The 20,522-nt window shown below is 62.1% G+C and carries 22 protein-coding genes and 1 pseudogene; 12 read left to right on the top strand and 11 right to left on the bottom strand.

All coding sequences use genetic code 11. The annotated features are described in order from the left end of the window. Positions 1–71: 71 nt before the first annotated feature. From ACZYZ9_RS26190 to ACZYZ9_RS26155, 8 genes and pseudogenes are all read right to left on the bottom strand, one after another. A pseudogene (locus tag ACZYZ9_RS26190) lies at positions 72–641 on the bottom strand (MlaD family protein); the annotation flags it as partial. Beyond that, a complete protein-coding gene (locus tag ACZYZ9_RS26185) occupies positions 638–1,876 on the bottom strand; it encodes an MlaD family protein (protein WP_463829066.1) in 1,239 nt (412 codons plus the stop codon). The gene ACZYZ9_RS26185 and the pseudogene ACZYZ9_RS26190, both read right to left, overlap by 4 nt. Further along, positions 1,873–2,943: an MCE family protein gene (locus ACZYZ9_RS26180; protein ID WP_463829067.1), complete on the bottom strand. Its 1,071-nt coding sequence runs from the start codon at positions 2,941–2,943 to the stop codon at positions 1,873–1,875. Before ACZYZ9_RS26180 ends, ACZYZ9_RS26185 begins: the two co-directional genes overlap by 4 nt. Positions 2,944–2,972: 29 nt before the next feature. Beyond that, positions 2,973–4,028, bottom strand: a complete 1,056-nt coding sequence (locus ACZYZ9_RS26175; protein ID WP_463829065.1) for an MCE family protein — start codon at positions 4,026–4,028, stop codon at positions 2,973–2,975. Beyond that, positions 4,021–5,091 carry an MCE family protein gene (locus ACZYZ9_RS26170; RefSeq protein ID WP_463829064.1) on the bottom strand — a complete coding sequence of 357 codons (1,071 nt, stop codon included), beginning with the start codon at positions 5,089–5,091 and terminating at the stop codon, positions 4,021–4,023. The genes ACZYZ9_RS26175 and ACZYZ9_RS26170 overlap by 8 nt, the downstream gene beginning before the upstream one ends. Beyond that, positions 5,088–6,641, bottom strand: a complete 1,554-nt coding sequence (locus ACZYZ9_RS26165) for an MlaD family protein (protein ID WP_463829063.1) — start codon at positions 6,639–6,641, stop codon at positions 5,088–5,090. The genes ACZYZ9_RS26170 and ACZYZ9_RS26165 overlap by 4 nt, the downstream gene beginning before the upstream one ends. Positions 6,642–6,644: 3 nt before the next feature. After that, positions 6,645–7,508, bottom strand: coding sequence for an MlaE family ABC transporter permease (locus ACZYZ9_RS26160; RefSeq protein WP_463829062.1), 864 nt, complete (start codon positions 7,506–7,508; stop codon positions 6,645–6,647). A 1-nt stretch (position 7,509) separates the two neighbouring features. Beyond that, positions 7,510–8,394 (bottom strand): MlaE family ABC transporter permease, encoded by an 885-nt coding sequence (locus ACZYZ9_RS26155; protein ID WP_463829061.1) that lies wholly within the window; start codon positions 8,392–8,394, stop codon positions 7,510–7,512. Between the two features lie 301 nt (positions 8,395–8,695). Between ACZYZ9_RS26155 and ACZYZ9_RS26150 the strand changes: the two genes are divergently transcribed. Next, positions 8,696–9,295 carry a TetR/AcrR family transcriptional regulator gene (locus ACZYZ9_RS26150; RefSeq protein ID WP_463829060.1) on the top strand — a complete coding sequence of 200 codons (600 nt, stop codon included), beginning with the start codon at positions 8,696–8,698 and terminating at the stop codon, positions 9,293–9,295. Between the two features lie 100 nt (positions 9,296–9,395). On the opposite strand, the gene ACZYZ9_RS26145 is transcribed toward ACZYZ9_RS26150, so the two are convergent. Next, the gene (locus ACZYZ9_RS26145; protein WP_463829059.1) at positions 9,396–9,578 is read right to left on the bottom strand and encodes a YegP family protein; all 183 of its coding nucleotides are present in this window, start codon (positions 9,576–9,578) and stop codon (positions 9,396–9,398) included. A gap of 310 nt (positions 9,579–9,888) precedes the next feature. Here ACZYZ9_RS26145 and ACZYZ9_RS26140 point away from each other — a divergent pair, with 310 nt between their 5' ends. Next, on the top strand, positions 9,889–11,058 hold the full coding sequence (locus ACZYZ9_RS26140; protein WP_463829058.1) for a site-specific integrase: 1,170 nt from the start codon (positions 9,889–9,891) through the stop codon (positions 11,056–11,058). Here ACZYZ9_RS26140 and ACZYZ9_RS26135 read toward each other — a convergent pair. Next, on the bottom strand, positions 11,052–11,240 hold the full coding sequence (locus ACZYZ9_RS26135) for a helix-turn-helix domain-containing protein (RefSeq protein WP_463829057.1): 189 nt from the start codon (positions 11,238–11,240) through the stop codon (positions 11,052–11,054). The genes ACZYZ9_RS26140 and ACZYZ9_RS26135 overlap by 7 nt on opposite strands. Positions 11,241–11,756: 516 nt before the next feature. Between ACZYZ9_RS26135 and ACZYZ9_RS26130 the strand changes: the two genes are divergently transcribed. The 10 genes from ACZYZ9_RS26130 (at position 11,757) to ACZYZ9_RS26085 (ending at position 19,871) form a co-directional block, all read left to right on the top strand. Further along, the gene (locus tag ACZYZ9_RS26130; RefSeq protein WP_463829056.1) at positions 11,757–12,575 is read left to right on the top strand and encodes a hypothetical protein; all 819 of its coding nucleotides are present in this window, start codon (positions 11,757–11,759) and stop codon (positions 12,573–12,575) included. Then, complete coding sequence (locus ACZYZ9_RS26125; protein ID WP_463829055.1) at positions 12,556–12,864, top strand: hypothetical protein; 309 nt, start codon at positions 12,556–12,558, stop codon at positions 12,862–12,864. The genes ACZYZ9_RS26130 and ACZYZ9_RS26125 overlap by 20 nt, the downstream gene beginning before the upstream one ends. Before the next feature lie 129 nt (positions 12,865–12,993). Beyond that, a complete protein-coding gene (locus tag ACZYZ9_RS26120) occupies positions 12,994–13,236 on the top strand; it encodes a hypothetical protein (RefSeq protein ID WP_463829054.1) in 243 nt (80 codons plus the stop codon). Positions 13,237–13,778: 542 nt separating this feature from the next. Further along, entirely contained in the window at positions 13,779–14,039 is a 261-nt protein-coding gene (locus ACZYZ9_RS26115) for a hypothetical protein (protein WP_463829053.1), read from the top strand. Between the two features lie 912 nt (positions 14,040–14,951). Continuing rightward, on the top strand, positions 14,952–16,412 hold the full coding sequence (locus tag ACZYZ9_RS26110; protein ID WP_463829052.1) for a terminase large subunit domain-containing protein: 1,461 nt from the start codon (positions 14,952–14,954) through the stop codon (positions 16,410–16,412). Further along, complete coding sequence (locus tag ACZYZ9_RS26105; protein WP_463829051.1) at positions 16,409–17,713, top strand: phage portal protein; 1,305 nt, start codon at positions 16,409–16,411, stop codon at positions 17,711–17,713. Before ACZYZ9_RS26110 ends, ACZYZ9_RS26105 begins: the two co-directional genes overlap by 4 nt. Further along, a complete protein-coding gene (locus ACZYZ9_RS26100; protein WP_463829050.1) occupies positions 17,706–18,287 on the top strand; it encodes a hypothetical protein in 582 nt (193 codons plus the stop codon). Before ACZYZ9_RS26105 ends, ACZYZ9_RS26100 begins: the two co-directional genes overlap by 8 nt. Then, complete coding sequence (locus tag ACZYZ9_RS26095; RefSeq protein WP_463829049.1) at positions 18,284–18,631, top strand: hypothetical protein; 348 nt, start codon at positions 18,284–18,286, stop codon at positions 18,629–18,631. The genes ACZYZ9_RS26100 and ACZYZ9_RS26095 overlap by 4 nt, the downstream gene beginning before the upstream one ends. Positions 18,632–18,732: 101 nt before the next feature. After that, complete coding sequence (locus tag ACZYZ9_RS26090; protein ID WP_463829048.1) at positions 18,733–19,563, top strand: phage major capsid protein; 831 nt, start codon at positions 18,733–18,735, stop codon at positions 19,561–19,563. Then, entirely contained in the window at positions 19,563–19,871 is a 309-nt protein-coding gene (locus tag ACZYZ9_RS26085; protein WP_463829047.1) for a hypothetical protein, read from the top strand. Before ACZYZ9_RS26090 ends, ACZYZ9_RS26085 begins: the two co-directional genes overlap by 1 nt. Before the next feature lie 374 nt (positions 19,872–20,245). Here the strand turns inward: ACZYZ9_RS26085 and ACZYZ9_RS26080 are convergent. Further along, positions 20,246–20,522 (bottom strand): hypothetical protein (locus ACZYZ9_RS26080; protein ID WP_463829046.1); only part of this gene is annotated, 277 nt, incomplete at its 5' end.

Genomic DNA, 20,522 nt, shown 5'->3' with positions numbered 1-20,522 from the left:
GGGAGTCTCTCCATCCCCGCCCTCGGGTCACTAATTGTCAGGGGGCGGGTGCCTCAACCCAGGTTGGCAGAGAGGGCCGCGAGCTTGCCCGGTCCCTCCTTACTCATGCTGAGTTCCCGCTTGATCAGCTCGATCTTGCGTGGATCGGCTTGGGCCAGCAGGCCGTCGGCATCACCGAGCAGCTTCGCCAGACTGACCGGGACGGTGGCGTGGCCGAGACCGATCAAGCTGCCGTCGTGCAGGTATGGTCCGGCGTCGGACTCCGCCTGGAAGTCGATGTACTGCTCACCGGCGGGGGACAGGGCCGACACGTGCGCCACCGCCGACGCCGGGACCCGCACCGTGCTGTCGATGCTGGCGATCGCATTCACACCCTGGTCGGTGAGCTGCAACGACTCGACGCGACCGATCCGCACCCCGCGCAGCGAGACATCCTGATTCGGCAGCAGCCCACCGGATTCCGGCAACTGCACGGTGACCCGGTAAGACGACGCGAACGGCTTCACCCGCAGCGCACCGATCAGCAGATACGCGGTCGCAACTACCAGGGTCAGCACCAGCCCGGCCACCGACAACCAGACCTGTCTGCGGTGGCCGGCACGCACCAGCCGCACCAAAGTCTCTGCCGCGGAGCCGATCACGGTTGTGGTCCTGGCGATAGCAGACCGGGCAGCTCCGGTGCGGGCGGGGCGTGCGACGTGCCCGGCGTGGGGCCGACCAGCAATCCGCCCGGGACGTTCGGATCGGGGACCACCGGTACCTGCACGGCCTCCGGCCCGCGGCCGACTACTCGTTCCTGCAACCGGAACAGGGTGTACTTCAGCGTGCCGACGAACTCATTCCAGGTGAACCGGGTCGGGCCGTGCAGACCGCGGTCGCCTGGGAAGCCGATGTCGGGTATCGCTCCCAGCACCAACTGGTCGACACCCACATGCACTGAAATCGCGCTTCCGGCAGTCGATTTGATCAACACCGGCAACAGCCGGTTCAACGCCAGCCAGCTGGTGTCGGGGCTGACTGCGACGTCGTTGGCAGCCGCGGCGATGGTGTTCAGGTCGCGGATCACGCTGCGGCCACTGGTGTCGGTTCCGCCCAGCGACGGGAACCTGGACAACAGCCGGCTGGTGTCGCCGAGTCGCACGACCAGGTTGGTCAGGTCGGTCGTGTTCGCGGACAGGGCGCTCATGGCCGGGTTGGCCGCCGCCATCAGTTCGCTCAGCTCCTGATTCTTGGCGTCGAGTTGCGCACTGAGATTCGACATTTCGGTCAGTGCACTGGAGATCTGGCCGGACCGGGCGTCCATCGTGCTCAGAAGTTGGTTAGATTTTCGGATCAACTCACCGAACGCGTGGCCCTGATCACCGGTGGCTTTGCCGAACCCGTTGATGATGTTGGTGAAGTTGCGTACCGCGCCACCGTTCACCAGGATGGCGGCCGAGCTCAGCACCGACTCGACGGTCGCTGCCGCCGCGGTCGACTCCAGACCGATGGTGTCGCCGTTGGTCAGCAGGGCCGAGTCGGGTTCAGCCGGCGGCCGCACGGACACGAACACATCGCCCAGCGGCGTGGCGGTGCGTAATTCGGCGGTGCTGCCTTTCGGCAGCAGCACCCCATCGCGGATGCGCAGCGTGGTGACCGCGGTGTAGTTGCGCGCGACCATCGACTCGACCTGGCCCACATCGGCCCCGGCGAGTTTCACCTTCGCATTCATCGGCAGGTTCAGCGCGTTGGAGAACACCGCGGTCAGCAGATAACCGCCGGAACCCATTCCCGGGGCCGGAAGTGGCAGGCTGGCAAGGCCGTTGGTGGCGCACCCGGAACTGACGATGCCCACCGCGGTGAGGGCAGCGGCTGCTTTGGCGCGGCCGCTGCTCATCGCTGGCCCATCGCTGCCAGACCGTCCAGCACGTAGGTCAACCCGAAGTCGGGCCCGAAGTCCTGCGCGGTGCCGGTGCTGCAGCCGAGTTGCCGGAGACCCATCAGATTGCAGATCTCTTTGGTCAGCTGACTGTCGAAAATCATTCGGTCGGTGAGGAAGTGCGCTCGCACGGCACCGTTCTGGCGGTCCACCATGTTGTAGGCGTTGTCCGCCAGCAGCGGAGCGACGTCCAGTGTCTCGGCCAGACCGCGCCGCTCGTCGACCAACGTCTTGGCCAGGGTGTTGCCGTTGCGCAGGGCCTGGCTGATGTTGTCGCGGTTGGCATCGAGCAGCTCATTGGCCCGCTGCATCAGTTGGTCGAGCATTCTTCCGGTGCTGCCGCCGCCGATGTCCTCGTCGGCCAGGATCTGGGTGAGCTGGTGGATGGTCGCGGCGAATTCGCGCAGCTTGCCGTCATTGGCGGCGGCGGCCTCGAACAGTGAACTGAGGTTCTTGATGATGGTGGTGATCTGCGCGCGGGTCTGGGCGCCGCCGTCGCTACTGAGCCGCAGCGCCTTGGACAGTTCGTCAAGTGCCCCTTTGATTTTGCCGCCGTTGCCGTTGACGACTTCGGCGCCGCCGTTGATCACGTCGGCGATCGGGCCGCCGCCGTGACCGTCACCCTGCAGCGACCTGGTCACCTTGTTGAGGACGGCGAGCACCCGGCTGAATTCGACCGGTGTCCTGGTGCGGGTCAGGCCGATGGTGTCATGGTTGGCCAACACCGAACCGCCGCGATAGGGCGGGGTCAGCTCGATCTGGCGGTCGGTGAGAATCGATGTCGACACCGTCACGGCTTGAACATCGGCAGGGACTTTGACGTCCCGGTCGACGGTGAACTGGACTTCGACGTAGCCACCCTTGGGGATGATTTTGGTGACCTTGCCGACCGGCATGCCGAGCACCGCCACCACGTTGCCCTCGTACAGACCTGAAGCACTGTCGAATTGGGCTGTCACCGTGATCGGTCCGGGTTTGCCGGTGAAGTACCACCCGAGGCCGATCACGGTGATCACCGTCGCCACGATGGCGACGAATGTGACGACCCGGCGCCTCACTTGCAGTCCTTGAAGTAGGGGATCAGCCCGAACTGCTGGGCGCGCCCACTGAGTGCGCACATCCACGAATCGATCAGCAGTGCGTTCGGAGCGTTGAAGCTGACGGCGTTGGCATCCCCGGTCAGATTGGCGGCCTCACGGACGAACACCGGCGTGACCTGCAGCATGCTGCGCAGCAGATCGTCGTGCTGGGCCATCATCCCGGTGAAATCGTGCATATCCTTCAGCAACGTCTCCAGCCCCGAACGATCATTGACCACAAGCTGATTCAGCGTGTCGACGATATTGGTGAGCGACTGCATCAGGGCGTGAAAGACGGCGCGTCGCGCCACGAACTGGCTCAGCAGCTCTTGCGCCTGGGTGACCACGTTGCCGAGGTTCGCCTGCTGACCGCGCAGCGTGTTGGTGACCTGTTCGGTGCTCTTGAGCAGTTGACCGAGTTGGTCGCGACGCTGGGCGATGATCGACGACAACGAATCGATGTTGGCCATCGCCTGCGGTACGACCGCGGGCAGCCCCTCGAGTTGCTTGCCGAGCACCGCCAACGACTGTGCGAACCTGTCCGAGTCCACCTGTTCGAAAGTTGTTGTGGCATCTTGTAATGCGGCCTGCAGGTCATAGGGAACTGCGGTGTGCGCCAGATCGAACGTCCCGTTGGGAAGCGACCCCTGGCCGTCAGGTTCCACCGCCAGGTACCGCGAACCCAGGATGGTCGTCACTCTGATCGAGGCCTTGGAGTCCTTACCGAGCGCCACATCATCTTTGATCTTCAGACCGGCCTCGACGTGATCACCGACCAGCTTCATACTGGTCACCTCGCCGACCGGAATGCCGGCCACAGTGATGGGGTTGCCGGGCCGCAACGACGCCGCCTGCAAGAGTTCGGCCGTGAAATGGCGGTAACCGGCGCCGAGCGCATGAACTGTGAGCAGGGTGCCGATCAGCACTGCCACCACTGCGACGGCGATGGAGCCCAACCAGGACTTGCTGAAGCTCTCCAGCGGACGCTTGCGCAGCTCCGCAATTCGTTGCCGTCCTGACAAATCACCCATTGCCGACATTCCTGCATCGGGGTGTGTGCATCGCTCTATTACCCGGTGTGGCGGCATTGACGATGATCGGCACCACGTCATTGAGTCCGGGGAAGAACCCGAACACGTTCACGTCGCACAGGTAGGCGTTGCCGTAGGCGCCCTGATTTCCGATGCGGGTCAAGCCCTTCAGCAACAGCGGGATATTGTCGCCGAAGAAGGCCACCTGTGGTTCGACGTCGAGCAGGTGTCGGGTGACTCCTGGTCTGCGGTCGATGAATTCGCGTAGCGCCGGGTAGTCTTCGCGCGCGATTCGCGCCAGGTTCTGCGTCATTCGCGACGACGAACCCATCGCGGCCACCAGCTCGGGACGCCGCTGGTTGAGAGCGCCGATGACGTCGCGGGTCTGGGTGATGACGCCGTCAAGATTGACGTCCTGCGCGGCGAGGTTGGCCACCACCTTGTTCAGGTTGGTGATGACATCCCCGAGGGCCTGGTCCCTACCGGCGAAAGTCTCAGTCAGCGTGGATGTTTGACTGATCAGGGTGGCAAGTGAGGAGGTGTCGCCCTGCAACGATTCCAGGACGCCTTTGGTGAGGTTGTCGGCGTCGCGCGGGTTCAGCAGGCTGAACAACGGCTCGTAGCCGTTGAGCAGGGCGGTGACATCAAACGACGGTTCGGTGCGATCGAGGGGGATGGTGCTGCCCGGTGCCAATAGTGGTGACTGACTGCCCGCTCGACCTTCTGCGGGCCCGAGGGACAGTCCGAGGTATCGCTGCCCGACGATGTTCTGGTAGATCACCGAGGCGACGGTGTTGCCGAACAGGTGCTGGTCGGTCTGCACCACGAACGAGACCTTCGCGAGTTTGCCTTGCAGCTCGACCGTTTCGACCCGGCCCACCCTAACCCCGGCCATCCGGACGTCGTCGCCGTCCCGAAGCCCGTACACGTCGGTGAACATCGCCGAATACGACGCGGTGTTGCCGGCGACGTCGCGCCGCAGGCTGACATACACGAGCCAGGTCAGGGTCAGCGCGATCACCATGAAGAGGGTGACGCCGATCAGCGGGCCGCGAAATTTCATTTCGCCGCCCCGCTCGGCGGGACCAACGACACCGTTGTTCCGCGCGCGACGGGGCCCAGCAGCAGCTGGGTGGCGGCGGTGGCCGGCCGACCGGTGATCACGCCGAGGATGGCTCGTTCGTACTCGCTGCCGACCGGGCCGACGTTGCCGCCGAACGAGGACGGGGTGACCGATCCTGGTGCCGGCGGACCCAGCAGCGGCGGCGGTGGGACCGGTCCGTGCGCGGGCGGCGACGGGTCCGGCATGTCGGGATCGGCGCCGGTCCGTATCGGCGGCGACGGCGAGATAAACGGTGGCAGAGGCGGATTGGGGTCAGCCAGGCTGGGGTTCGGGTTGATCAGCGGCGGGCCGACCGCCACCAGGTTGCCGTCCGGCCCCACTACGGTTCCCGGCGGCGGGGCCAGGTCCAGGGGCGGGTGATAGTTCTGCGGCAACAGCACATCGGGCACCGCAGGTTTGTTCGGAACCAGCGGCGCGGTGAAGCAGCTGGGACCCTTGAGCTCACCGTAGTGCGGGCAGTCGGCCCGGCTGTAGGCGAAGGTCTGGGTGAACGAAATGCGGGCTCGCATGTTGCCGACACCCAACACCGGGTCCCAGACCTCCTGGAGGAATTTGGTGGCCAGGTTGTCCAGCTTGATCACTGCCGGCACGAAGTTGTTGGAACGCAACGCCAGCACCCCCAGCACAGGGGTGAGGTCGGTGGAGATCCTGATCAGCTGGTCCATGTGGTTGTCGAAGGATTGATACACAGTGCCCACCGTGGATTCGGCACCGGCGAGCAGGCCGGCCAGTTGTGCGCGGGTTTCGGCAAACGTCTGCATCGGCCCGACAGCCTCGTGCAGCGCGTCGACCAGATCCGGTGCGGTGGTCTGCAGTCCGCGTGCCGCGTCCATGAGCGCCGACACCGTCGAGGGGCCGGTATCGGTGCTGACGATCGAATTGAGTTGATCCAGAGCACGATTCAACTGCGCCCCGCTGTTCAACAACGCGCTGCGACGGTGGTCGGTCGCTGCACCCAGGGCCGCCAGGATGCCCACCGACCTGTCGTCGCGACCGCGCCCGGCGGCGGCCAGCAAGTCACGCAGCTTGCTGACGGTGGTCTGAAACAACACCGTCGGCAGGTCTTTGTCTTCCTGAATGTGGGCGCCCGGCCGAATCGTCGAACCCGGGCCGTTACCGACGAGCTGGACCGACGACACCGCGAACACGTTGCTCGGAACGACGCGTGCGGTGACCGCCGCCGGAATCGACTTGGCGTACTGCGGTTTGAGGTTGATCTGAACGAAGTTCGGCTTCCCGTGGGCCGCGGGCACCACGTCGTCGACCATCCCGACGAGCACGCCGTGATACTTGACGTCCGATTTTTGCGGCAGCCCGTCACCCACGTTGACCAGGTCGGCAACCACCCGCACGTAGTCATCGAGGCGGCCGGTGGACTTGAACAACAGCCCGGTGGTGAGCAGCGTTGCGACCAGGACAACCGCCACCCCGGCGCAGAGCAGCTGCCGGTCGGACGGGCCGCGTCCGTCGACGTCGAAAGAATTGGGCATCGGTCAACCACCGAACCTGGCACCGGAGTCCACTCCCCACAACGCCATGGTGAGCAGCATGTTGACGATAATCATGACGGTGATGCTGGCCCGCATGCCGTGCCCTGCGGCCACCCCCACGCCTTCGGGGCCGCCGCTGGCGTAAAAGCCGTAGTAGCACTGGATGGTGGCGGAAATCCAGACAAAGACGATCGCCTTGAACAGCGAGTAGACAATGTCTTGGCCGGCCAGCATCAGCGAGAAGTAGTGCAGATAGGAGCCGGTCGAGCCGCCGCTGCTGATCTGTACGACCACCTGGGTGGTGAGATAGCCGATCGCCAGGCAGGCGGCGTACAAGGGAATCATCGCGATCACCGAGGCGATCAGCCGGGTGGTCACCAGATACGGAATCGGCCGGATCGCAATCGATTCCATCGCGTCGATCTCCTCGGCGATGCGCATCGACCCCAGTTGCGCGGTGAACCGGCAGCCGCCCTGCATTGCGAAAGCCATCGCCGCCATCAGCGGCGCCAGCTCTCGGGTGTTGACCAACGACGACACGAACCCGGTCGCCGGCCCGAGGCCGAGCAGGTCCAGGAAGTTGTAGCCTTCGATGCCTACGAGTGCCCCCACCGTGACGCCGAGAACGACTGCCACACCGGCGGTTCCGCCGCCCACCACGATCGAGCCGTTGCCCCAGGTGATGTTCGACAACAGTCGCAGAAACTCGCCGTTGTACTGACGCAGGGTGAGCGGGACGGCGACGAGGGCGCGAACGAAGAAAACCAGCATGTGCCCCAGCCGGGTGACCGGTTTGGTCGATCTGCGGTAGACGCCGAGCAGTCGGGTGCTCAGCGGTGCCAGCGGTAGGTAGGGGGACGTCGTCACTTCACAGCCCCGTCCGGGGCGACAGCATGATGTACAGCTGGCTGATTGCGACGTTGACGATCATCAGCAACAGGATCGATTCGACCACCGCCGCGTTCACCGAGTTGGCCACTCCGGTGGGACCGCCCTTGGTGGACAGGCCTTTCTGGCTCGAGACGATGGCGACGATGGCACCGAAGATGACAGCTTTCAGCAGTGCCAGGATCATATCGCCGGGGGTGGCGAAGGACGCGAACGTCGACACGAAACTGCCTGGGGCGCCGTCCTGAAAATACACGTTGAACAGGTAGCTGGCGAAGAACCCGACGAAGCACACGACGCCGGTCAGTGCGACGCCGATCATGATGGCGGCGGCAAAGCGCGGCACCACCAGTCGCCGGATCACAGACACGCCCATCACTTCCATGGCATCGGTTTCTTCGCGCATGGTGCGTGAACCCAGGTCAGCGGTGATCGCAGACCCGACCGCGGCCGCCATCAGCACCGCGGCCACCAGCGAGGCGCCCTGCCGAATTACCGCAAGCCCGCTGGCGGCGCCGGCCAGTGAGGTGGCACCCACCTGGCCGGCGAGCAGGGCGAATTGGATGGACAAGGTGACGCTGATCGGGAGGGAAACCAGGATCGTGGGCAGCACCGCGGTGCCGGCCATGAATGCGCCCTGCCGAACGAATTCCTGCCATTGGAACCGGCCGGTGCACAGATCGATGAAGAAGTATTTGATGGTGCGCACACCCAGCACGAATTGATCGCCGACCGTCCGCAGCGACGCGACCGGGTGGCGATCGACGTAGCCGGCTCCCCAGTCCCGGATAGCTCCGACACCGTCGTCATCGTGGCGGTCCAAGTGGCTCTCTTCGCGCAGGGCGGATTCTTGGTGTGTGGTCATTTCACCAGTGACCAACAATCTCAGCAAACCCGGGTCGCGGCGTAAACCCCCCCGAGACCGACATCATTGGCGCTCTCCCCAGCATCAACTGATCGGTGCTGAGCGGCAGGCGTCAAGCGCTGCGAAATAGGAGCCCGCTCGAAATGAGTGCCTCGGTCCGGTAACTCTGCAGTTCAGCACGGTTAGCGGTATCACCGTAACCTACTTGATAGGCACTTTCAATAGTGTAGTGTCACTCATCTGCGGCCCCCCGCGGATCGCAAACCTGGTGTTGGAATGTCAGACTCACGAAGGCGACGGCATGTCCCTGGCAAACTCCGAGTCGCTCCGGGACAGGCGGCGGGCCGAGTTGCTCGCACAGATCCAGCACACTGCACACGCCCTGTTTGCCGACCGTGGATTCAATGCCGTGACGACCGAGGAGATCGCCGCCGCCGCCGGAATCTCGATCAGCACCTACTTTCGGCATGCACCGACCAAAGAAGGCCTGCTCATCGACCCAGTTCGGCAGGCGATCAGCGAGATCGCAGCTTCATACGCCACCCGGCCCGCCGACGAATCCGCGGTGGAGGCGTTGATCGCGCTGTTCGTCACCCATGCCCGAAACGCCAGCGAGTTCAACCTGGACACCTGGCAGCGGGCCGTAGCTACCGCGCCGCATCTGCTGCGGAAGACGTCGCTGGTCAGCGAAGACGATCAGCGCAAGTTCGTGGAGTACGTGGCGGCCCGGATGGGCGTCGATGCGTCAGTCGACATCCGGCCTTCGCTGCTGGTCCACACCAGTCTGGCCACGGTCAGATTCGTCATCGACCGCTGGCTGATCGGCGATAACGCACCGAGTTCACCGATGCATGTCGAGATGGAAAGCGCGCTGCGGATCACCCTCGCCGGGTTCGAATAACGCTGCGCTGCAACATTTTCGGGTCCGAGCAGACACGAAGGCCAAGCCCGGGATGAAACCGGGACTCGTGTCTGCTCGCCACCGGGGAGGCGGCGGACACTCAGGCGGTTTGGTCGACCAGCGACGCCGCGGGCGCGTTGTTGCGCACCGATTCGACGCCGTTCTGCGCCGCAGCTTTCGTTTTGTATCCCTCGCTGCTGGCGATCACTTCTCCGTTGCCGGCTTTGAGCCGGAAGCGGAACTCGCCGCGCGCGTCCTTGAAGATCTCGAACTTGCCAGCCATCGCAATCCTTATCGGTTGATGGGCCGACCCCGGATTCCACGCTAGCCCGATCGATATGAAATGGATAGGGCACGTCCGCGCGCTGCGCCGGTCAGAGGGCGGAATGCCTCTGCCGCATGGGGTGAGTGACGGGACTCGAACCCGCGACATTCAGGATCACAACCTGATCGCTGAAACGGCATATAAGCCCAGCGCAGAAGCTATTTATTGGGACTCCATTTGCAACCTTAAACGGGACACAAATACCTGTTGGTAGACACGAAAAGCCAGCTCAAGGGTGCAATAGCGTTGCGCTGCTAAGGTTGCAGACATGACGACACCGAAGGCCGCGCGGACCTCTCAGAAGACCACCAGGAGGCGCGGCTTCGGCACCCTGCGAACGATGCGGAGCGGTCGCGTCCAGGCAAGCTACATCGCTGACGACGGCAGGCGGTATTACGCGGTCCACACATACGACAACCGCACCGACGCTGAGGGCTGGTTGGCGAATGAACGCAAGCTAATGGAATTGGGGGAGTGGTCACCACCGGAAGCGAGGGCGAAGCTCCAGGCCTTGAAGGGGGTGACGGTTGCGGAGTACGCCGAGGATTGGTTGCAGCACCGCGACCTGACCCCGAAGACCCGGGCGCTGTATCGGCAACTGCTGGACAGTCGGATTCTGCCGACGCTTGGCGATGAAATCCTGCGAGCCGTGACACCGGCCAGGGTCCGTGCGTGGTGGACAGGGCTAGGGAAGGAGACGCCGACCCGCAACACTCACGCCTACCAACTCCTGAAAGCCATCTACAACACCGCCGTGGAGGACAAAGCGGCAACGGAGAATCCGTGCCAGATCAAGTCGGCGGGGAAGCCACCAAAGCCGCGAGATGTCCAACCCCTGACACCTGCGGAGTTGGTGAAAGTCGCTGAGAAGGTACCGGAGCGTTACCGGGCTGCGGTGCCGGTGGCGGCATGGTGCGGACTCCGGTTTGGAGAGCTAATCGAATTGCGCCGCAAGGATGTTCATGACGACGGCGAACGAATGACCCTGAAGATTCGGCGTGCCGCGACGGTGGTGCACAACAAAGATGCGTTGGTGCACAACACATTGGTGGTCGGGCGACCGAAAACCGACGCGGGGATTCGTGACGTGACGGTGCCGCCACACATTGCGGAGATACTGCGCAATCACATGGAGAACTACACCGGGTCGGGCCCAGAGGCTTTCGTTTTCACCACCACAAGAGGGCAACGGTTGTCGCAGACCGCTTTCACCAAGTCGGTGAAGAATGGATTCGCCGCCGTGGGCAAGCCTGACATGAGAATTCACGATCTTCGACATGTCGGCGCGACGTTCGCCGCCCAGGCCGGTGCCACCACCAAAGAGTTGATGAGCCGGTTGGGTCACACCACGCCGGGGATGGCGATGCGGTATCAGATCGCCGCCCAGGAGCGGGACGCGAAGATCGCTGAGGCGATGTCGGCGCTTGCCGGTCAGTAAGGGCCGATGGGGTTGGCGAGTGCCATTAAGGACTCGCGGTCGACGCGAATCAGCCTTGGCCCCACCCTGTTTGCTTTGATGCGGCCCTGCGCGATGTAGCGGCGAATGGTTTTCTCGGACACGCCTAGGTGCGCGGCCGCTTGTTGTATCGACAGCAGAGGCGGCAGGGGACTTTTGTGCATTGGCGGTACCATCGCAGGCGACGAAATCGCTGCGCTTTCGCGGGTTCTCTATTTGTCATTCGGCGGTCGAGTTGAAGTTTACCGCCGGGTGCCCGGGGTAAATTGGCGGGCACGTCAGCCGTGTCGTATCAATGGTTTGGGATAGCTCGGAATGATTCGTAATGTTGCCGGTTACGTTGGCCTTATTATTCTTAACGCGAACGGCCGGGCGAAAGGGGCCGGGCCAGGCCAGGGCCAGCGTGCGCTATTACATATTTATGCCGGGAGCGAACAGACACCGAGGACTCGAAAAGAGACAGTAGCCTCCGCCGAATCCCTTTCTTTCCTTTCGCGTCACGCCGCAGGCGTCCACCTGTCACGCGTGACAGATGCGTGATACTCGCAGCTCAAAGCCTATTCTAGTGTGCTAAAGACAAGACTAAGCTAAGACAAGCATTTCGTGCCTATTCGAGAGCTAGCTAAAAGACACGCACAACATCCGGAAATGTTGTGCCCGCACCGGATTCTCTCAACGCAATGCTAAAATTGCTGGTAGAGCAGGTCGAAGGGGTTATTGCTGATTTGACAAGCGGGACCATTAACACCGCCAACATTGAGTTGGATATCAAACCGTTGGCGTTGTTCTCCGATGAGCGCGTCTACCGGCTGGAACGTGGGCAACGGTTTGCGTACATCTCGTTGCAGGCCCACTGCCAAAGGTTGAACGCGACAACCGGTAGCGATTATATCGACGGGGAATTCTCCGTGGCTGACGCGTTGCTTCGGGTGCGTGATCCTTTGGAATCCGATATCGACGCCATGTTGGACGTCGGACTGATTTCCGAAGTTCGTGGGGACCGTTTCCGGGTGGAGTACACCACTGCACAAACCACTCATGAGTGTTTGCAGGGCAGGGCCGATAGGTATGCGAAGGCCGGGGAGACCCTTAGTGCCACAAATGCCGCCGCGAAGGAAGCGCAGGTGGTTAAGGGGTCCGCGGCCGAAACGCGCCGAGAGAAGGCCGCGGACCGGCAGCGCCGCAAGCGTGAACGTGACCGCGACCTTGCAGGTGTTGCAGATGCAACACCTGCTGATCCAATCGCACGACTTGGAGAACCGAAAGTTGAATCGTCGGAGAATCCGCGCCGACACTCCAAGTGCGCCAACTGCGGCGCGCCGTGCCGCCCCGAAGATGGCTGCACCCAATGTGGGCAGCAATACGACGATAAAGGGACGCCGGGGATGCGTTGCCGCTGCGGCGAATTCCTGACATTCGCCGCACCCAACGTCAAGCTTACCGAGATTTGCCCCAACTGCCGCGAAAGGACCATGGTTAGTGCAGACCCTCCATTCTGACGAGCCCCGCTTTAACACCGATCCGGCGTTGGCTGAGCGCCGCAGACGGTTCGTGAAGCACACCGAGGTTCTGGCGTTGAGATTGCTGTTGGCGTTTCTGGAAGACGACCCCGCCGAGCAGGCGTTGCAGGTTCTCACCGTGGCGAACGATTCCGGTATCCCCGCTGAACGGTGGGAACTGTCAACTCAGACTGCGATGGCCGCTGCAAAGTTTTGGCGGCAGATGGACGCGGAGTTGGGCCGACGGTTGATCTTGGCGCGCCTGCTGGAACTGACGGACGCGGCGTGACAACACCATCGAGATATGTCGAGGGTGTCGACTGGTGTTGCCGGAACTGCGGTTCCTACCTCCCGTGGGGCGGCTACTGCCTGCGGTGCCGCGAAGCGGAATGGGCTGCAACGCAAAGGGACTGGATCAATGACCACAACTGAGCCGCAGCTCTTGCAGCCCACCAATCTCGTCCTGTCCTACCATCCCAATCGCAGTGAAGGCGATGTGGTGTCGCTGCAATTCGACGATGCGCAGTACGGCCGCTACGTCCTGGCGTTCACCCCCGAGGCCACCGCGTACCTAGCAAGGTTGTTTAACGCTGCCGCGCACAGCCCGAGGGTGCAGGCTGAGGCAGACCAGATAAAAGCCCGGCAGCGGGACAGTGGCTAAATGCAACGTGCAGCCGATTTGGCCTCTCACGTCCACGCTGGGCCACGTTTCCTCTTCGCGGCATACAATCTATGCGCCAACGGTTTTCGCCCCGCACAGGGCAAATCAGCGGCATGACTCTGACCGCAACGCGCTGGCCTCCGCCGGAACCGCCCTGGACGCGGGATCTACCCCGCGCCTACGGGCACATTCCCCCCTGGAACAAGTTGCCGGGAATGGCTAACTCTGATCCCGGCGGGCAGAACTTCCGCAACCCTGACGAATCCCCGGACATTATTCGCGGCATGGCCCTGACCCTTAACCGGCGCTGCCATATGTGCGGGTGCCGGGTGGAGGGCAACTGCTGGACGATCTGGTGGGACGGACCTGAGCCGACCTATGCCCCGGCGCCAAGCCCCTACAGCGGCGTGGGCTATTACAAGACCACATCACCGATGCCCCTTCACCGCTCATGCTGCCTCTACTCCGCGTTGGTCTGCCGACTTATGCTCAGCCCCACTGCCCGTTACGGGAAGAACACACCTAAAGGCTGCCCCGGCGCAATGCGGGGCGGCGCGTACCTAGTCGAGGCCCGGCACTACGGGGTGCTTCCCGATGGTGAAACGCTGGTCTGGGATTTCCACTCCCGACCGTTCGGCCTGGCCCGCGAGCTGGCCGACGAATACGCCGAAGCTCTAACCACCGACAAGGTAGACACGTCTACCAGAATGTATTGGCGCAGCGACTCAGAACTAGTCGGCGTCCGCCAATGGGTGCGGATGCGGCTCCATTCACAGTGGCCTCCGCTGCGAGTGTTGGCATGATAAAACGCCCCTGCCTTGACTGCGGTGAACCCACCGACGCCACCCGCTGCACACAATGCCAGCCACCCAAGCGGCCGAGCTATGGAACGTACCGTAGACCTAAGGGAGACAAAACTTACGGCTCCGCTTGGCGGCGACTACGCAAAGAGGCTATCCGGCTTCAACCCTTTTGCACTTACGCCCATCTGGGCGGATGCGAAGGTGGCATCGAGCTAGACCACTCTCCCCGCGCGTATGACCGGGCAAACATGGGACTGGCTGTGCGCCTTGAGGATTGCACAGTGGTATGCCACAGGCACAACATAAAGCTGGGTGCTGCACGCGGAGCAAACGTCACCCGACCCTACGCACCCGACTATCCAGGTGCGTTGTAAATCAATACCGTCCGCCGACAACCAGATTCGTCGCAGTGTCCACCAACACCCACTTGCAACTACCGCCACGCCGAAACTCGCACACAGCCAACCCATCCCGGACGCGGCAATCCGCATCCGCCCATCCCGCGTTGCGAAGGTCGGCGGCAAGATCAGTGATGTACGTCATGAAAGTTCACCCCTCCGTGCGAGCTTGTAATCCTGGTACCCCTCCCACGCGGATTTCAGGAGGGGTAGCACGACGGTGCCGTAGACCACAACATGATGTAAGGACATGGGACTAAGCATACTCCCGGGTGTTTGCTAGAGCAACGATGGTGTTTGCTGGATTGTCGACCAACTCACGCGTATCAGTGTCACAGCAAACACAGCGCAACACCTCAAAATGCTCAATAACCGCCAAATCGGTTGTTACACAACACATTTGACCTGGGGACTAGCCCTACGAGCTGCGAAGGCCCACGGAGCGTGCGAATGCGCACTGATAGATAGTTAACGCGTGTAGAGCTGTACTAATTAGTTTGCTGAAGGATTTGCTGTGGTAGCCGTTGGGCCGAAGAAGCGGGTGAGTTGCGATCCGCTCCCGTTCGTCGGGGAAGGGTCACCCTCCGAGCAGTTCACCCAATTCTGCCAGCAATATGTCAAGGTGCGCAACGGGTTTCACGCTGGCGAACCGTTGGAGATTTACGACTTCCAGCGGTCGCTAGTATCCAGTGTCTTGGACCCTGACCCTAAACCGCGCTTGGCATGTTGGTTGTTGGCGCGGGGTAATGGGAAAACGTCTCTGCTAGCTGCGATTTCGGTGTTCAAGATGTTCACCAGCGATATCGGCGGCGACATTGTCTGTTGTGCCCGCACCAAGGATCAGGCGAACCTGTTGTTCCGCGCGGCCCGTGACTATGTGGAGATGTCACCGGAGTTGATCGCCCGGTGTCAGACCGGCCGGGAACGGCTCTATGTTCCTGGTAACCGGACGTCTTTCGAGTGTTTGGTTAGTGAACCGGCGTCCCTTGAGGGTTTGCAGTTCAGCTTTTGCGCGGTGGATGAAATCGGTGTTACACCAAGGGAAACCGTGGACGTGCTTATGTTGGCGCAAGGGAAGAGACCGGAGTCGGTGCTACTGGCGGTGGGTACCCCTCCGCATTCGCCGGATGATTCGGTGTTGCTCGACTGGCGTGCTCTAGCTCAAGAGACCGGAGACGAGTATGTGGTGTACCGGGAGTATTCAGCGGCCGGGTATGAGCACCACGACAAGCTCTGTGAGCATTGCATCCAGTTAGCGAATCCGGCCTACGGTTTGTTCCTGGCTACTGACGTGTTCAAGCGGGACGCGCGGACCGCGAAAGAACCGGCCTACCGCCGGTCCCGGCTAGGGCAATTCGTGTACGGCGGCGAGGATTCGTTCGTTTCCGCCGAGGATTGGGACGCCCTGGCGGTGTGCGCCGGCGTCCCGGAGGGTACCGATGTTGTGATCGCTGTCGACGGAAGTCACGCAAGGGATTTCACCGCAATCCTGGTCGGCACCGTCGATAAGCGTCCGCATTTCGATGTGGTGGCGGTGTTTGACCCGGCCGACACCAACAACCGCATAGATGTGCTCGCGGTGGAAGATGTAATCAGGTCTGCGTGCCGCCGATGGAACGTCCGCGAAGTAGTGGCGGACCCGTTCCGGTGGAACCGTACCCTGCAAGTGCTCGCCAGCGAGGAAATCCCGGTGGTGGAGTTCCCGCACAGCCCTAGCCGGTTGACGAAAGCTACCACCGACCTACACGGGGCGATTGTGAACGCGACGTTCACTCATTCCGGTGATACGCGTCTCCGCTCACACGTATTGGCCGCCAGCGTCATCGAATCCGATGGCGGGTTGCGGTTGGGTAAGCAATCCCGCTCCCGTAACGCCCCGAAAATCGACCTTGTCGCCTGCCTGGTGATGGCCTACTCCCGGTCATCCTGGCTTGCTTCCCGACCGAAGAAACGACACCGAGTAATCACGAAATGACTTCTGAACTACTGCACGATTTACTTGCCGATTTGGATTCCCACCTTGGGCACCGGGGCATCCTGTGGCTCTATACCCAAGGGCGGCAGCCGTTAGCTTTCCTGTCGGCGGAATCCCGCAAAGCGTTGGACAACAGGTTGTGCCGCATGTCTATCAATGTCCCTAGCCTGGCGGTGTCCAGCCTGACCGAACGGCTGCGGGTCACCGGCTTTAGTGATCCCCGCGCGTGGGATTTGTTCATCGCCAGTGAGTTGGATCAGCTCGCGGCGCAGGTCCACGTGGACGCCCTGGCCTATTCGGAGGGGTTCGTGTTGGTGTGGAGCCGCAACGGTGTTCCGGTGGCAACGGCGGAGTCACCGTTTCAGTGCACGGTGCTCCGTGACCCGGCCGACCGGTCGGTGATTGCCGGGGTGAAACGGTTTTCCACCAAACACACCACCGAGGCGTATGTCTACCTGCCGGATCGGGTGGAGCATTGGCGCGCGGACACACCCAACTCTGCTATCGGCGGATACCGGCTGATTGAGACTATCGAGCACGCCCTTGGTGGTGTTCCGTTGGTTCCGTTCGATAACGGCCGCAGCGAGATTGACGATTTGCGGGACCTGACCGACGCCCTGGTGAAGGTCACCTTGGATATGGTGATCGCTTCGCACGCAGCGGGTTTCGGTAGGCGCTGGGTGACCGGTGTCGAGCTGGTGGAGAAACCCGTTCTGGATGAAAACGGTACCCCGGTTGTGGTGGACGGTGAGGTCTTGGTGGACACCGTGACACCGTTTGACGAGTCGGCAACCTCGTGGGCGATTGCGGAGAATCCCGAAACGAAATTCGGCAGTTTCAGCGAAGGCCAACTGTCCGGTTTTGAAACGGCTGTGCGGGTGCTCATTTCGCAGATTCAAGCGGTCTCCGCCCTGCCCTCACATTATCTCGGCGTTCTGACTTCGCAACCCACATCGGCCGACGCGCTGCGGGCTTCCGAGGCATCCCTGACCGCGCGTGCAGAATCCAAGCAACTGTTGTTCGGACGCTCGTGGGAACAGGTCGCACGTCTGTTGCTGGCGGTCGCAACATCCACCGACACCACCAGGTTGCCGATGCGGGTGCAGTGGGCGGATGCGGCGACCCGCAGTGTCGCCCAAGAAGCCGACGCCGTTGTGAAACTCGTGCAGGCCAAAATCCTGCCCGTATCCTACGCCCTGGCGAAGCTGGGCTACTCCGATGACGAAATCCAACAGATCCGTGTTGCCCGCCGCGCCGACATGCTGGACGGCATCGGCATTGAAATAGACACCGATGCCTGATTTCGCCGACGCCTACCAATTGCAGCTAGAGAAGCTCGCGGACCGCACCGCAAAAGCCGCTAGATTGGCCGCTAACCGGCGAAACGTCACCAGGGCTACCCGTGCAGCCAACCTGGCCTCAATCGTCCAGAGAGGCAACGCACAAGCCCTCGCGTTGGCCGAGGCGTTCACTACCCGCCAACTTGAAAACCTCACCGGCCGGGCGTCCCCGGCTAAAGGACTGTTACCTGTTGACGACAGCGGGCGGCTTATGCAGGCGGCGAAAACCATCCTGTCCGACCCCGACCCTTTAGCACGGGCGGAACGGTTGGCGGTTGCCGAAATTTTGCACACCGCCCAAAGCGGGGCACAGCAGACGATGGCCGGGAAGAAACGGGTACGCGGCGGCTATCTCGGTTGGGTACGGCAGTTGGACGCCGACGCCTGCCCGATCTGTCGCCGCTGGTGGCGCAACGGCCGCGTCTACCCACCAGCGCACCCGATGCCCCGGCATTTCAACTGCCGGTGCGTGCAACGAATCGTCACCATCCCTCAATCACCGAAACCAGTGAAGACACGGAAGAAGAAATCATGACCGAACCGATTGAACAAGACACCGAAACCACCGACGAGACCGAGACGTTCACCCGCGAGTATGTGGAAGAACTACGCCGGGAGTCGGCCGGGTACCGCGAACGCGCCAAGGGTGCCGACGATTTACGCCACCGGCTGCACGACGCCCTGGTGAAGATCGACGGCCGTCTAGCGGACTCCACTGACCTTGCCTACGCCGATGAACATTTGGACGACATACCGGCGGCGATCACCGAATTGATTGACCGTAAACCCCATTTGGCCCGCAAACCCAACGGTGATGTGGGGCAGGGTGTCCGTGCGGAAAGCTCTGTGCCAACAGACTTTTCAGGCCTGTTCCGTTGATACAATAAGAACAGCTAGATAACGTCCCGGTGGCGTTGGCTGCTCCGCCCCGGTGGCGTTGAGCGTCCCCCAAAAGCACGTCACTTAAAGGCATTTCAACAATGGCAGTTCTTAACTCTAATCTCGCCGCAGCGTGGACACCCGAAGCGTACGGCCAACTGATTGACACCGTAATCGCTGAGAAGTCAATTGCTTTCCAGTCCGGAACGCTGGTCTCCACGGCTAACGAAAGCATCCGGTTCCCTCTGTTGACCGCTGACCCGGCTGTCGGCTGGTATGCGGAAAACACCCAAATCACGCTGGCCGACCCGACTACCGCCGAGCTGGTGGTGACGCCGAAGGCCGTGAAGGGTTTGACTCAGATTTCCACCGAGGCCGCCGAAGACAGCAACCCGGCCGCAGCCGATCAGGTGGGCCGCACCCTGGCACGCTCGATTGCAAAGAAGATCGACGCCGCGTTCTTCGCCAACACCACCACCAACGGGCCGAGTGGTCTGTTGTCCCTGTCGGGAATCAACGTGGTGGACACCGGCACCGTGACCTTGACGTCGCTGGACCCGTTCCACGACGCGAAGGCCGCAGCCCTGGCCGATGGCGCGACCCTGACCCATTTCCTGCTAGCACCTGACGTTGCCCTCACGCTGAGTAAGGCCAAGCAGCAGAGCGGCTCGAACATGGGCCTGTTTGACGCTGTGAGCGACGGAACCGCCCTGGCCGGTGTGCAGGTGTTGGTATCGACCGACATCCCGTCTGGGAACGCGTGGGGCGTGGACGCCTCACAGGTGTTGATCGTGCAGCGCACCGGCACCACCGTGACGCGTTCGTTCGATTCGGCGTTCTCCTACGATGCCGTGCAGGTTCGTGCGACGGCCCGCATCTCGTTCGGCTTCCCCAACCCTGCCGGTGTGGTCCGCTTGTATGACGCTGCGTAATGGTCACCGCCGAAACGCTGACTGCGCTATCCGGTTCGGCGTTCGACGCTGACCAAGCCAGCGCGGCAATCGCGGTAGTCACGTCGCGGGCCAAAAGTTACACCCGTGGGGTCGGTTTCACCGATACCGGTATAGCCGACGATATTGAGTCGGTGATTCAGACGGCCGTTCTTCGGTTGCTGGCGAATCCGCTGAATGTTGAACGTGAATCTATGGGTCCGTTGGCCGTCGAGTACGGCAACAACTTCCAAGGCTGGACGATTGGTGAGAGACAGGTTTTGGACCGCTACCGGATGAACGCCCGCTGAGCACAATTGAGTTTCCCGGCTGTCAGGGCCGGGGAAGCACCCGGTTCGACCGGGGACACCCTGATAAATTGACCCCCACCTAGTTCGGGGATCACCCGCCTAACCCCCGTGGTAATTCACGGGGGTTAGGTGTTTTCTAGCTCCTGCTCCCACCCGGCCAAATCCAAGCAGTCAATGAATGCCCGCACGTCCCGATCGGTGGGTTGCCTGCCGTCCAAAATGGCGCGGGGTATCCACGACATAGAGGGATCTAGGTTATCGGCTAGGTATGCGAGTGCTGCGAGTTCCATGCCGCTAGTGTCGGCTCGTTTGGTGCCTCTGTCAACAACGTGATTGTGCGCTATTACCAAGGGGCACAGAGAGATTGACCCGCGTCACGGAATGAATGAGACGGGTAGTTCACCGTCTGCGTCCAGCTCGGCCACGATGGGCGCTTTAGAGAACGGAACACTCAGGAACGGCTTGTCATCGCGCAGGAATGTCACATATCCGCTGTCGATTCGGTAGGTGTCGGCCTCGACAACGGTTTTGGCTTTCTTGTCAATTGCTCCGTAGGTATAGCGCGGCATTGTGACTAGCCTCGGGCTTTCACGCCGGTTGATCTTGATGGTGTGTCTTGAACGAAGAATGGTGCTCTGACCAGGGATAATT

Source organism: Mycobacterium sp. IDUB_28 (assembly GCF_055419285.1).
This window is presented reverse-complemented; position numbering and strand designations above follow the sequence as displayed.